Origin of the sequence: Stenotrophomonas sp., assembly GCF_032099025.1 — a bacterium.
Classification (GTDB): domain Bacteria; phylum Pseudomonadota; class Gammaproteobacteria; order Xanthomonadales; family Xanthomonadaceae; genus Stenotrophomonas.
In genome coordinates this window covers 32,526-45,562 of sequence record NZ_DAMCID010000005.1, presented here as the reverse complement: position 1 = coordinate 45,562, position 13,037 = coordinate 32,526, and the positions used below count along the sequence as shown (strand labels likewise).

11 protein-coding genes are annotated in these 13,037 nt (G+C 66.4%); 5 read left to right on the top strand and 6 right to left on the bottom strand.

The window, feature by feature from the left end:
• Positions 1-68 precede the first annotated feature (68 nt).
• The 3 genes from RT456_RS05230 to RT456_RS05220 all read right to left on the bottom strand — a co-directional run bounded on the left by RT456_RS05230 (position 69) and on the right by RT456_RS05220 (position 4,771).
• On the bottom strand, positions 69-3,122 hold the full coding sequence (locus RT456_RS05230) for a TonB-dependent receptor (RefSeq protein WP_313343449.1): 3,054 nt from the start codon (positions 3,120-3,122) through the stop codon (positions 69-71).
• Positions 3,123-3,215: 93 nt separating this feature from the next.
• Entirely contained in the window at positions 3,216-4,283 is a 1,068-nt protein-coding gene (locus RT456_RS05225) for a FecR domain-containing protein (RefSeq protein ID WP_313343446.1), read from the bottom strand.
• On the bottom strand, positions 4,280-4,771 hold the full coding sequence (locus tag RT456_RS05220; RefSeq protein ID WP_313343753.1) for a sigma-70 family RNA polymerase sigma factor: 492 nt from the start codon (positions 4,769-4,771) through the stop codon (positions 4,280-4,282). The genes RT456_RS05225 and RT456_RS05220 overlap by 4 nt, the downstream gene beginning before the upstream one ends.
• 171 nt (positions 4,772-4,942) lie before the next feature.
• On the opposite strand from RT456_RS05220, the gene RT456_RS05215 reads away from it, so the two are divergent.
• Entirely contained in the window at positions 4,943-5,263 is a 321-nt protein-coding gene (locus tag RT456_RS05215; RefSeq protein ID WP_313343443.1) for a metalloregulator ArsR/SmtB family transcription factor, read from the top strand.
• A gap of 29 nt (positions 5,264-5,292) precedes the next feature.
• On the top strand, positions 5,293-6,702 hold the full coding sequence (locus RT456_RS05210) for a DUF2867 domain-containing protein (RefSeq protein ID WP_313343440.1): 1,410 nt from the start codon (positions 5,293-5,295) through the stop codon (positions 6,700-6,702).
• A gap of 92 nt (positions 6,703-6,794) precedes the next feature.
• Here the strand turns inward: RT456_RS05210 and RT456_RS05205 are convergent, their stop codons facing one another.
• Positions 6,795-7,919, bottom strand: a complete 1,125-nt coding sequence (locus RT456_RS05205) for a metallophosphoesterase (RefSeq protein ID WP_313343437.1) — start codon at positions 7,917-7,919, stop codon at positions 6,795-6,797.
• Between the two features lie 127 nt (positions 7,920-8,046).
• The gene (locus RT456_RS05200) at positions 8,047-8,514 is read right to left on the bottom strand and encodes a DUF1801 domain-containing protein (protein ID WP_313343434.1); all 468 of its coding nucleotides are present in this window, start codon (positions 8,512-8,514) and stop codon (positions 8,047-8,049) included.
• Between the two features lie 165 nt (positions 8,515-8,679).
• Between RT456_RS05200 and RT456_RS05195 the strand changes: the two genes are divergently transcribed.
• Together RT456_RS05195 and RT456_RS05190 are read left to right on the top strand one after the other, a co-directional pair.
• Entirely contained in the window at positions 8,680-9,249 is a 570-nt protein-coding gene (locus tag RT456_RS05195; protein ID WP_313343432.1) for a TetR/AcrR family transcriptional regulator, read from the top strand.
• Between the two features lie 115 nt (positions 9,250-9,364).
• Entirely contained in the window at positions 9,365-10,426 is a 1,062-nt protein-coding gene (locus RT456_RS05190) for an MBL fold metallo-hydrolase (protein WP_313343750.1), read from the top strand.
• An 84-nt stretch (positions 10,427-10,510) separates the two neighbouring features.
• On the opposite strand, the gene RT456_RS05185 is transcribed toward RT456_RS05190, so the two are convergent.
• Positions 10,511-10,987: a hypothetical protein gene (locus tag RT456_RS05185; RefSeq protein WP_313343430.1), complete on the bottom strand. Its 477-nt coding sequence runs from the start codon at positions 10,985-10,987 to the stop codon at positions 10,511-10,513.
• Between the two features lie 446 nt (positions 10,988-11,433).
• On the opposite strand from RT456_RS05185, the gene RT456_RS05180 reads away from it, so the two are divergent.
• A complete protein-coding gene (locus tag RT456_RS05180) occupies positions 11,434-13,026 on the top strand; it encodes an MASE1 domain-containing protein (protein WP_313343429.1) in 1,593 nt (530 codons plus the stop codon).
• Positions 13,027-13,037 lie beyond the last annotated feature (11 nt).

The window sequence follows — 13,037 nt, the reverse complement described above, 5'->3', positions numbered from 1 at the left end:
CCGTCTGCCTGCCACCCTTATGGGGGGGCAGGCAGCGCGGGCCCTGCGGGCGTGTGCCCGCCGGGAGATCAGAAGTCGGCGCGCAGGCCCAGGCTGATGCGGCGGCCCGAAGCTTCGTACATGGTCGGGAACGACGGATCCATGGTGTAGCCGCTGGTGATCTCGTTGGTCAGGTTGATGCCCTTCAGGCTGAGCTTGATGTTGTCGGTGACGCGGAAGCCGATCGAGACATCCATCTGGCCGTAGGCATCGCGCCAGATCGGGTACATGTCATAGCCGATCGACTCGACGTACTCATCCTTGTGGTTGTAGGAGATGCGCGCGTCGAAACGGTCGTTCTCGTAGTAGGCCGTCAGGTTCCAGGTCTTCTCGGCCAGGCCCGGCATCGGGGTGCGGATGCCCAGGTCGGACTCACCGGCCAGCGAGCTGTCCAGCACGGTGTAGTTGGCGTTGACGCCAAAGCCTTCCAGCATCGGGTGGAACATGCCCAGCGGCAGCTGTGCCACCAGTTCCACGCCATCCACCTGGTAGGAGCCCTTGGCGTTGACCGGCTGGTACACATCGAAGTCGAAGATGCCGTTGAGCGTGCCGTTGGCGTTGTACACCGCCACATCCTGCACCACGCCGGTGAGCGAGTTGATGACCACCCCGTCGATGTTCTTGCGGAAGTACGACGCGGCAAACAGTGCCCCGTTGTCCAGGTACTTCTCCAGGCCCACTTCCCACTGCTTGGCATAGGTGGGCTTGAGCTCGGGGTTGCCGTCGGTGAAGCGGTACGAGCTCCAGCTCGCGGTGCGCTTGTAGGCGATGTCGGTCAGCGCCGGGCGCATCATGGTCTTGGACGCCGCCGCACGCAGCAGCAGCCCCTGCGCCAGTTCGGCGGTCATGTTGAAGCTCGGCAGCAGGTCGTCATAGCTGCCGTCCTTGGACACCGGGGTGTCGGTGTAGCCGGTGCTGCCGTCCGGGCGCTGGATCGGGTGGTAGCCGAACGAGGTGACGCTGGTATCGACGTAGCGCGCGCCGGCGTTGATGTTGACCGGCACCTGGCCGATATCGAAGGCGATATCCGCCATCGCGTACAGGCTCATCACCTTCTCATCGACCTGGTAGTACTGGCCGGCATCGAACGGGGTGTAGAAGCCGTCGTAGCGGAACGCGCGGCGCGCGTAGTCATTGGACACCTGCTGCCAGTCCAGGTCCTTGATGGTGTAGCCGCCGCCCGGCACGATGTCGCCGATCGACTGCAGCGGGCTGTCGGCCATCGTGCGCGTGTTCACCCACGCGCTGCTGCCCGCCGTCGGACCGGTGATCTTCAGCTCGCCGTACTGCCGCTGCTTGGAGCGGTCGGTGTAGCGCGCACCGAACTTCACGTCGCGCAGGGCCGGCAGAAAGGCCAGGTCCAGCATGCGGGTGACGTTGACCTGCGCGGCGTACTTGTCGTCGTCCACCTTCTCCAGCGTGGTTTCATAGGCCTCGAACAGGTACTTGTCCGAGGCGTTGTACATGTCGAAGCCGCCCGGTGTACTCGGGATGGTTTCACCGCTGCGCCCGGTCCAGCGGGTACGCGAGGGCGCATAGGCGACGTGCTTGAGGTTGGAATAGTCCGACGTCTTCTCAGCGCCCGAGTAGCCGGCCATCGCGTCCACGTACCAGTCCTGGCCCTTCCAGTCCAACGCCACGCTGTACTGGCTGTAGTCGGTCGTGTTGATGCGCTCCTTGCTCAGCATCTCGTGCTGGGTGGCGGTGTAGGACACATCGCGCAGCACCACCATGCCGTACTCCGACAGGGTGCTGGCGTCGTACTCGTGGATGGTGGCCAGCGTGCTGCGGCTGGAGGCCGAGTAGGCCGCCGCATCGTATTCGTCTTCGGTGGAATCGTAGCCGCCGAGCATCGCGTCGAAGGTCAGGCTGAAAGTGCTGCTGGGCTTGTACTGCAGCGACGCGGTGGCGCCCCACTTGTCCTGCTCGTTGAGGTAGACGCGGTCGCCGACCTTGTCCTGGAACACCACCAGGTTGGTCTCATCGGTGTTGTTGCGGTTGACGATGTTCACCCCGGCATCGCGTGCCAGCACCGCCTGGGCCTGGGTGCCGCGCGTGCCCGAGGCGCTCAGAAACCGCGACATAGGGCGGAAGTTGATGCCCGACGTGGAGTCGGTGCGGTTGGTGCGCTTGGACTGCGAATACGACACCAGGCCACCCCAGTCGCCCCAGGTATCGGCGGCCAGGAAGGCGAAGCGCGGGTCCACCTCTTCTGAGATGCTGTTGTGCGCGCCCTCGGCCGACAGCACCAGCTTGCGCTCCTTGTAATCGAACGGGCGCGCGGTGGTGATCTTGACCGAACCGGCGATGCCCCCCTCCTCGTCCGCCGCCGTCGGCGACTTCTGCACCGTCACCTGCTGGATGATTTCGGAGGCGAACATGTCGAACTCCACGTCACGCCCGCCGCTGCCCGAGGCGGTAGCCAGGTCGTTGATCGACACATACGTGTATTCCGACGGCAGGCCACGCACGTTTACCTTGGTGCCCAGGCCCTTGCTGCGCTCGATGGTCACGCCCGGCACGCGCTGCAGCGCCTCGGCCAGGTTCTGTTCCGGAAAGTCGGCCACGTCGGTGGCCACGATCGAATCGGAGAAACCGATGTTGGCGCGCTTGAGGTCCACCGCCTGTTCCAGGCTGCGGCTGTAGCTGCCCATGACCTGGATGGTTTCCAGGTTCTGCGGGCCCGCGCCGGTGCCGGCCTCGGCCACCAGCGGCGCGGCAACCCCTTCGGCTGCGCCGTCCGGCGCGACGCTGCTGGTGGCCGGCGCGGTGGCAGCGGCCTCGCTCTCGATGGTCACCGTGGTCGCGTTGAGGTAGCGGTAGCGCAGGCCGGTACCGGCCAGCAGGCGGGCCAGCGCGGCGTCGGCGGACAGGCCCGCCGGTACCGCAGGCGTGCGCGGGTTGCCGGCGGCCTGCGCGCTGTACACGAACTGCAGGCCGGTCTGGCGCGACAGCGCGTTGAGTGCCATGTCCAGCGGCTGCGAGGCGATGGCCTCGGTGGCGGACCGGCTGGGCTCGGCGGCGACCGAGGTGGCGGTGACCTGCAGTGCAAGGGCGATCGAGAGGAACAGAGTGCGGCGCATCGTGGTATCCAGTGAGGGAATGGCGGCGGTCGCGGAACAGGTGTGTTCCTGCATTCCCCTACTACGAGGGCGCAGCGCGCGGATCGGGCACCGCTATTTCGATGAATTTTTTTTGACAGCGCCTTCCGCCTCCACGCGCATGCGCACATGGATGCCATCTGCCTGCTCCTGCGTCTGCAGGGTCGGCTGCTGGTCCAGGAACGCGCGCAGCGATCCCAGGTCACCGCCATGCAGGTTGCCGGTGAGGCGAAGCGCACCGGCCTCGTCACTGATCTGCAGGCGCACCGCATTGCTGCGGTTGAAGCGGTCGGCCACATCGCGCAACGGCTCGTCGCGGAACACGATGCGGCCCTGCCACCACGCGGTCATGCTGGCGGCATCCTCGTCGCGCAGCTGCACGCGCTGGTCGCGGTAGTCCACCTGCGCAACCTTGCCGGCCGACAGATCGGCCAGCAGGCGCCCGCGCCCGCTGTCGCCGCGTACCTGCACGCGCCCTTCGCTCACGGCGATGCGGGCCTGCTCGCGCAGCAGCGAGACATCGAAGGTGGTGCCGATATCGGTGACCTGCAGACCGCCGGCATGCACCGCGAACGGACGCCGGTCGGCGGCGACCACGAAGCTGGCCTGGCCACGTTCCAGTTCCACCCGGCGATCGAACAGGCTCATCCGCACCGACAGTTCGCTGGCGGCGTTGAGATGCACCACGCTGTGGTCAGACAACAGGATCTGGCGTGGCGCGCCGTGTGCGGCCACGTAGTGGGTGGTCTGCGGCCATGCCAGCGGGGCAGCGATGCCCACCGCGAGCAGCAGCGCCGCCGCCACCGCCATGCCCGGCAGCCGTCGGCGCGGGCGGGGCGTCGGCGTCGCGTTGGCTGTCCCGGTACGGCGCAATGGCAAAGCCACCACGTTGTCGGACACGCTGCCGGGTGCCGGTGCCGCAAGCAATGCGTCCAGATCGATCGGCATCGTGCGCAGCGCATCGCCCAGCGCACCGGCGACCTCGCTGATCGCCAGGTACTCGCGCAGGTGGTCGGGCGACACCAGCAGCCAGTCCATGAAGGCGCGCTGCTGTGCCGGCGACACGTCGCCCTGGCGTTGCACTGCATGCCAGTGGGCCGCGGCGTGGGTCAATGCCGAAGGGTGCAGGGAAGGTGCGCTCATCGCGCTTCCGCCACATCGGCCATCGCCCGGCGACACACCGAAAGACCGCGCACCACGTGCTTCTTGACCATGTGCGACGAGACACCCAGGCGCTCGGCGATCTGCTTGTAGCTCAGCCCGTCGCGGTACTGCATGACCAGCACCGCACGCGTATGTTCGGGCAGCGTGGCCAGCAGTGCCTGCAGGCGCTGGCTGCGTTGTTCGCGTTCGGCGGCATCTTCCACGCATTCCCCGCTGGCCAGGCCCTGGCCCAGCTGTTCGATGTCCTCGATGGGCAGGGTCGCCCAGTGCCTGCGGCTGGCCTGCTCACGCGCCAGGTTCAGCGCCACGGTGAACAGATACGCCTCCGGGTTGGCGATCGACTCGCCCGGTCCCTCATGCGCACGCAGCAGACGCAGATACGTCTCCTGCACCAGGTCCTCGGCGTCCTGTCGCGCCCCCCGGCGCACGAAGAACCCCCGAAGCACCGGCGCGTGTTCCACGAACATCCGCGCCAGCCGCCCTCTTGCCTGCTCGGCCACTCTGCCGCCCCACCCCTGAAGTGCGCGCAAGGTAAGCGCTGCAGATGACGTGACGGTGACGGTGGCGGCATGCGGGGGACTTGACAGCGTGCCGGCTGGGGAACACCATCAGTTAACGAATTAGTTAACTGATGGATCATGGACCGCATCTTCGAAGCCCTCGCCTCCACCGCCCGCCGCCAGATCCTGGCCTACCTCAACGGCGGCGAACTCAGCGCCGGCGAGCTCGGCGAGCGCTTCGACTTCAGCAAGCCGGCGCTGTCCAGCCACCTGCGCATCCTCGAGGACGCCGGGCTGATCGAGCGCGAGAAGCGCGGCCAGTTCGTGTATTTCCGCCAGGTACCGGACCGGTTGACCAACACCCTGTTCGCCTGGGCCGCCGAGGTCTGCCCGGTCGGCGGGCCGCTGCAGCGCGAAAGCCGCGCCCGCGCCAAGCGCAAGCCCACCCCTGCCACCTGAGCCCTGCGCCCTGCCACAAGGAGACCGGCATGCTGGACACCCACCGCGTGAGTCGTTCGTTCCCCAGCATCAGCCTGCCGTCGCATGGCGACGGCGCTCCGGTGGAAGTGGCGCTGATCACCCAGCTGGGAATCGGTGCGGGCGACCAGCTGCTGCGCGACGCCGGCATCCGCCAGGCGGCCCACCCGGCCTTCGTCGACGCGCTGGACGAGCCGTCGGCGCGGCTGGGCGGCATGCACCTGGCCCACGGCGACGCCTCCTCGCTGTATTCGTTCTCGGTGGGCCGCCAGGGCCATCCGTTCCATCGCCATGCGGGGCCGCGCATGTTCACCGCCATCGCCGGCAGCGGTGGTGCGCAGCTGCGCTTCTCCACCGCCTCCGACGCACAACTGCAGCGCGACCCGGCCGCCTTCGTGCATGCACTGCGCTGCGTCGACATTCCGCCGGATTGCCTGTTCACCGTGCGCTTCGGCAGCGGCACCTGGCACCAGTTCGTCTCGCGCCACCCACGCCATCCCGCGCTGTTTGCCCTGTCGTGCCATGCCGACGAACGCAGCGGGGCATTGACCGCCGAACAGCGCGCGCGGATCGACGCCGACAGCGCGGACATCCCCTCGCTGACCGATACGCTGCCGCCGGTACTGCAGGACCTGCTGGCGAAGACCGATCTGTCGCGCCTGCCGGTGGTCAGCCTGTCGCTGCAGTCACCGGCGCGTTCGGCACTGGCGGGCCTGTGCGCGCACACCCGCGACCTGGTGGGTGCGCTGCGGGTGCGGCTGGCGCGGCTGCGGCCGGCGCACGGTTACATCGGGCGCAGCGCGGCGCGCCACCCGGTGCAGGCGCAGCGCGATGCACCGGCCGATTCGCTGCTGCAGCAGGCGCTGGCCGAAGGTATCGACCACCAGGACTACAACACCCTGACCCTGCCGCCGCACCTCGCGGCCAGCCACTCGGCCAGTGCGATGCTGGAAGCGGTGCTGGAAGGCTTCGTGCAGAACCCGCCGCCGAGCGTGGGCCGGATGATGGCGCTGCGCAACGTGCTGGTGGCACCGCTGCGGCTGCGTACGTCCCCATTGGGCTGCCCCGTGTCGTCGCTGTTGTCGAACGACCGCAGCACGTTGTTCGCCGGGCGCTTCCCGGTCCACGCGCAGCGGGTGGATGCCACCGACCGCAGCGCCGAAGTGCTGCTGGGCGCCGACGACCGCCACCTGCGCTTCCGCTCCTGCGTCCGCGTGCAGTTACTGGAGAATGGCGCAGCGGTGATCGCGCTGGGCACGCGGGTGCGCACCCATAACCGTTTCGGTCGCTTCTACATGGCCGCCATCGACCACGTGCACCGCAGCCATATCAGCCCGGCGATGCTGCGCATGGCCGTCGCGCACGCGCTGGCACCCGAGCTGGTGCAGGCCACCAACCGGCCTGAGACGGCGCTGGCCTGAACGCGCCGCTTGAAAACGCGGACCGGATGCGGACGTACAGATCTGGACCGGTAGGTGCGGACCAGTAGGTGCGGACTGTTAGTCCGCACACCTCACCGACGGCGCAACGTGATCAGCGTGATCTCCGACGGCACGCCAATGCGCGCGGCGAAGCCCGGCCACAGCCCGGCGCCGTTGCTGACATACAGCGTCATGCCGTCCACGTCATAGCGCCCGGACACATAGCCACCGTTCGCGCGCTTGACCAGCTGGTCCATGCCAACGATGTGGCCGCCGTGGGTGTGCCCAGAGAGCTGCAGCTTCACGCCCTGCGCGGCATTGGCCGCTGCGGCGCCGGGTCGGTGATCGAGCAGGATCACCGGCGCCTGCAGATCGGCGCCGGCCAGCGCCGCCTTCAGGTCCGGCATCGGCAGGCCGTAGCGTGCGGCCACCGGGTCGGTGACGCCGGCAATGGTCAGCGCCGCGCCGTCGCGGGTGACCTGCGTGTGGCTGTTCTCCAGCACCTGCATGCCCAGCCCGCGGAACGCCTGCATCCACTGCGCATACTGGGCGTAGTACTCATGGTTGCCGGTGATCGCGATGACGCCATCCGGTGCCTGCAGCTCGCCCAGCGCGCGCACATCATTGGCGCGGGCACTCACGCTGCCGTCCACCAGATCGCCGGTGATCACCACCAGGTCCGGCTTCAGCGCGTTGCTTTCAGCGACCACGTCAGTCACCCAGTCGCCGGTGAGCAGGCGGCTGGCGTGGATGTCGGTGAGCTGCAACACCCGGTAGCCGTCGAACGCGGCCGGCAGGCCGTCGATGGCCACGTCGATCTGGCGGACCTGTGGCACGGCCATGCCCTGCTGCACGCCATACACCCCCAGTATCAGCGCCAGCACGCCGGCGACCGGGCGCAGCCAGCCGCGACGCAATCCGTCGGCCACACGCGGGAGCCGCAGCAGGCGCGCGCCGAGCAGCAGCGCATCCAGCAGCAGCAGGAACACCGCCACCAGCAGCAGCGCGGTGAAACCGCTGGCCAGCACCGCAATGGCAGCCTTGGGAATCTCGGGCGAGGCCATCGTGCCGGCGAACCGCGCCACGATCCGGTGGTGCAGGGCCAGTGACAGCACCAGCAGACCCAGCGGGCCGCGTACCGACACCGGCATCCGAAGCGGCCAGATCAGCCGCCAGACCACGTACAACGCAAGCACCACTCCAACAACACTCAGCACAGGCAATTCCAGTTTCGATGGGGATGCACGGTCGCCGGTGGCGATCGTGCAGCGCACCATCTTTGCCGAAGTCGGCGGGCGGTGCCACCGCGTAGCGATGGAAATCTGGGTTGCGAGGGACGTAGCGCTACATGCGCTCGCCGGGAAGACGGCTGGCCTGCTTCACCCAGCGGGTGAACTGCGCCTCGTCCAGTGGCGCGTCTTCCACCACATGCAGGTAGCGGGTGTCCTTGCTCTTGGAGGGCTCCGGCGGCGCAGGCGTCAACGCCGCGCCGCGGAAGAACGCCACCTTGATGTAGCGCGCATAGCAATGCAGGCTGAGGAACCAGCCGTCTTCGCCGGCGGCGTAGAGCGGCGAGTTCCACTTCACCGCCTTGTGCACGCCCGGCACCGCCGCCACGATCAGCGCATCCAGCTGGCGCGCCGCCGCCTGCTTCCAGCCCGGCACCGCGGCGATCCACGCCTGCACCGGCCCGTCGCCCTCGCCTTTGGGGATCTGCGGATTGCCGCCGGCCAGCAGGCGTTGGCCTGACGCGGTGGCGTTCGTCCCCTTGGCGGCGGATCGGGTGGTACGCGAAGTCTTGGTCGTGGCCACGGCGATTCCCAGCAGGACGTTCCGCCTTATAGATCGGCACGGCCGGGTTTTCAAATGCCGGCGCGGGCCCTTCCGGCTGAACGGTGACCCGCTCGCCGCTGTGCAGCGCTTGCGCCGGGGCCGCGCCGGGCCTATAAATGAGCAACCACTCAGCTAACTAGTCCGATGGCCCGCCCGCTCAGCGACGCAAAACGTACCGCGATCCTCGACGCCGCCGCCCAGCTGGTGGCGACGCAGGGTGTGGGTGCGTCCACGGCGCAGATCGCCAAGGCAGCCAAGGTCGCCGAGGGGACGGTGTTCACCTATTTCGAGACCAAGGACGCGCTGCTCAACGCGCTGTTCGTGCGGCTCGAGGAGCGTCTCGCATTGGCGGTGGGCGGCAGCTTCCCCGCTGGCGCCGATGTCCAGGAACAGCTTCGGCATGTCTGGAGCGCGCTGCTGGTCTGGGGCGCCGCGCACCCGGTCGACCGGATGGCACTGCGCCAGCTGAAGGTATCCGAGCGCATCACCGAGTGCACCCGCAGCCATTGCGCCGGTCTGTTCGGCACCACGCTGCAGACCCTGGAAGCCAGCCTTGCCCGCCACATCGACCCCGACCGCATTCCGTTCTATCTCGGTCGTGTACTGATCACCCTGCTCGAAACCACACTGGAAGCCATGGCCGCCCAGCCCGACCAACGCGATGCCCTGCAGCAGGCCGGTTTCGACCTGTTCTGGAAGGGCATTCAACGTTGATTTCTTTCTTTTAATTAATGAGTGCGTGCGCACTCATCTACCGCGTATTCCAAGGAGACGCATGCGCATCCTGCCTGTACTCGCTGTCGCCTTCTCCCTCACCGTGCTCATCGGGATGACCCTTACCGTGCCTATCGCCTCTTACGAAACCTCACCGCAGCGCGCCGACGACCAGTTCACCAATGCCACGCCCAAGCCCAAGGACACGCTGGGCAGCATGGCCAAGATTTTCTGGGAGTTCCTGTTCAACCGCCCGCAGGGCACCACCCCGCCGCAGGTGCCGCCGGTACGTTCGCTCACCGCGCAGGCGCTGGCCGCCGCGCCGGACCGCAGCGTGTATCGGCTGGGCCATTCCACCCTGCTGATCAAACTGCGTGGCGGCTGGTGGCTGACCGACCCGGTGTTCTCCGAACGCGCCTCGCCGGTGCAGTGGATGGGCCCGAAGCGCTTCCACGCCCCGCCGATCGCGCTGCAGGACCTGCCGCCCATTCGTGGCGTGCTGCTCTCGCATGACCACTACGACCATCTGGACCGCGCCACCATCAAATACCTGGCCACGCGCGCGCAGGTGTTCCTCGCCCCGCTGGGCGTAGGCGACCGCCTGATCGACTGGGGCGTGCCGCGCGAACGCGTGCGCCAGCTGGACTGGTGGGACGAAACCGAGGTGGATGGCGTGCGCTTCGCCGCCACCCCGGCCCAGCATTTCTCCGGCCGTGGCCTGCGCGATGGCGACCGCACGTTGTGGGCCTCGTGGGTGATTCTTGACGATGACCTGCGCGTGTTCTTCAGCGGCGACACCGGCTACTTCAATGGCTTCAAGCGCATCGGCGAACGCTACGGTCCGTTCGATGTCACCTTCATCGAAACCGGTGCGTACGACGCCAAGTGGCCGTTCGTGCACATGCAGCCCGAACAGACCGTACAGGCGCACCAGGACCTGCGTGGCACGTGGCTGGTGCCGATCCACAACGGCACTTTCGACCTGGCCATGCACCGCTGGGAAGAACCGTTCGAGCGGGTCAGCGCGCTGACCGCACAACGCAGCATCGCGCTGTCCACGCCGGTGATGGGCGAACGCCTGGACCTGGCCGCACCACATGCGGGCACACCGTGGTGGCGCGCGGTCAACGCCACCGCGGCCGAGGGCAGTGGTGTGGCGGCGGGTAATACGCGCTGATCGCGCGGCCAAGCACTGCGACAGCATCGCGCGGAAGGTCGCTCCAGCTGCGCCAGAGCGGCCGTCCACGAACGCACCGGACACTCAATGTCCGGTGCTGGGCACCTCAACCGCCCAAACCGCGTTGTCGCCCACTCCATACCGCACGAGCGAGAACGCAGGATGCCGATACAGCTCGGAACGCACGGCGGCGTCCTGCACCGAAATCTGCTGCGGGGGCAGCATCAGCGGGCTCGATGTCTCGCCGGCAGGCAACGCCCAGAACAGGCCGTCCAGACCACCGACAACCAGCTGCACCTTCCCCGCAAGATCGTTCACCTGGAAATATTCAACGCCTTCGCGCTTGAACCCGTAGACCCGCCAAGCTGGATCCAGGCTCAGGTCAGCAGCGAACGGATGTGATTGACCCAAACCGGTTGCATTAAGCTCCATCCCGTGGTCGCCGCCCGGGCAGCAATAGCCCTTGATCGGACCATCCACCTGTTCCGCGCCGAATCCCGCGACAGGCATCGCTGCCAGCATCGCTGCAGAAGCCGCAACACAATACTGTACAAGGCGCACGCCAACCTCCAGATTCAAGATAATCGTCGGGGTGACTGTAGCGACCTCTGCGCGCTGACGCGTTGAACAGCGTCCTAAAAGAGACGCAGTGCCTCATGTGGAAGCTGCAGCCCCACCGTCATCCAGGCACCCACTGCTCAAACCACCCTGTGAAGCTGCGAAACACGCGTGATCAGCCCGGCCAAAGAGCGCCATTCTCGCCACATGACGCGATGCTCCACCCATGCAGAAAAGGACCAAATAAGACGCGTTCTACCCACAGTTCGGCAGCACGTCCAGCTCTTGAAGTGATAGGCGTCAAAGTCTCCTCTGCAGCCGAGAATTCAACAGATTCTGAAAGTTCATCAGCCCAATTGTCCGCGTGAACCACCGCCGATACCCTCCTCCGCATCGACGTGCCGACATCACACCGTTGCTGCCGTCATGCACTGAACAGGAGAGGTAACGTGCTACTGCACTGGTGGAAGAACGGCCTTCAGCTGAAGATGCGCATCTATCTGGACGGGTTGTTGATTGCTGCTCTCTATGCACTGGCATGCTGGGCAGCCCGACAGATATCAGTCGATCAATTCTATCTGGGGGCAGGCATCAGGGTTGCTGCGCTCCTGGTTTGCCCGGCACGGCTCTGGCCCTACCTGCTCATCGGAGAGTACGCATACTTCGCCCACATCCGTTTTCCGATGATTCAAACCCATGGATTTGGCTGGGTTGTCCTTGGCTCGGTGCTTCTGATGCCAGCCGTGATTTTGATTGTCAAACTGCATAGCAAGATGATGGATCGCACGGCAGATGCCTGGCTGCTATCGGTAGCCGCAGTCGCCGCCATCGTCATTACGGCACTGAACGTGGGCATGTCCCAACTGCTGTGGCCCGTTCCGCCCAGCGTCCCATTGCTCTCCAGAGCAGCACGTTATGTCCTCGGCGACTTCATCGGCATCCTGATCGTGGCGCCGCTCGCTCTGCTGTGGTTGCGGCGAAGCACCCACGCAGATTGGGGAGTCAGGTTTCTCGTTCCGAGCGGCGCATGTCTCTCGCTGATGTTGTTGCTTGGCGTCTACTCGACGCAGATTGCGTCAGATCACGCGACAATCAGAACCACACTGCAGTTCCTCGCATCGCTTCCGGCCATCGTTGCTACCTGCATGTTCGGGTGGCGTGGCGCCGCGCTATCCGTCCCCCTGTTGAATCTGATCATCGGCCTCACGATGCCAACCACTGACCTACCTTGGTCATTCGATTCTGCAACCTTCACCATTCAGCAGATTCTTGCAGTCGCGAGCGCGGCACTGCTGGCACTTGGCTCAACCATCAGCAACCATTACCACCAGTACAAGGCGCACGCGTTCGATGGCAACCGAGCAGCATCATTGGCGAAGACATCACACATGGCTGGCGAAATGGATCTCCGGCAGCGCGCCCTGGACATCAACCGGATCGGCGACGGCATTGATACCTACCTGAGCGAAACCGCCGACTGGCTCAAGCGGCAAGGCCACCACGCCATTGCCAGCAACCTGATCGGTGCCTCCAGCCTGTACTCACGCCGGTTCCGCGAACAGGCCAGCATGGTCTACCCCACCGCACTGGAACATGTGGGCCTGTACCTGGCATTGCAGGTTGGCGGCATCAGCGAGGCATGGTCGAACACTGAACGCATGGTCCAACCCCGGTTGATGGGCGATCCGTGCCGACTGACGGTCGCGCTGCAACTGGCCACGTACCGGACGCTGACCGAAGCGGTATCGCTTCTGCTGCAGCACGCGTCCGGGCAGCTGCGCGTCAGCGCGCGTTGTGGGCGTTTCAGAGGCCGTGAGGGCATTCTTGTCGTGGTTGCGGTGCTTGATCCGCGGTACCGGTTGTCGGACGCCGCCTGTGCCCTGGCGATCGACCGGCTGTCAGGTCGCACCCTGGCCTACGGCGGCACCGTGCGGTGCCGTCGCAATCGGATCCGCCTTGTCTTCCTTGATACGGAGAACGCGCAGCATCGGGAGGCCACTGCGCCCCACCGCACCGCGAATACGCGGGCTGCAACCAGATAACTGCGATATCA

What these genes read in the sequence shown, in the direction of transcription:
- RT456_RS05190 (WP_313343750.1), top strand. Translation starts at nt 9,365, where the DNA reads ATGACCCTTACCGTGCCTATCGCCTCTTACGAAACCTCACCGCAGCGC.
- RT456_RS05195 (WP_313343432.1), top strand. Translation starts at nt 8,680, where the DNA reads ATGGCCCGCCCGCTCAGCGACGCAAAACGTACCGCGATCCTCGACGCC.
- RT456_RS05215 (WP_313343443.1), top strand. Translation starts at nt 4,943, where the DNA reads ATGGACCGCATCTTCGAAGCCCTCGCCTCCACCGCCCGCCGCCAGATC.
- RT456_RS05225 (WP_313343446.1), bottom strand. Translation starts at nt 4,283, where the DNA reads ATGAGCGCACCTTCCCTGCACCCTTCGGCATTGACCCACGCCGCGGCC.
- RT456_RS05210 (WP_313343440.1), top strand. Translation starts at nt 5,293, where the DNA reads ATGCTGGACACCCACCGCGTGAGTCGTTCGTTCCCCAGCATCAGCCTG.
- RT456_RS05220 (WP_313343753.1), bottom strand. Translation starts at nt 4,771, where the DNA reads ATGTTCGTGGAACACGCGCCGGTGCTTCGGGGGTTCTTCGTGCGCCGG.
- RT456_RS05230 (WP_313343449.1), bottom strand. Translation starts at nt 3,122, where the DNA reads ATGCGCCGCACTCTGTTCCTCTCGATCGCCCTTGCACTGCAGGTCACC.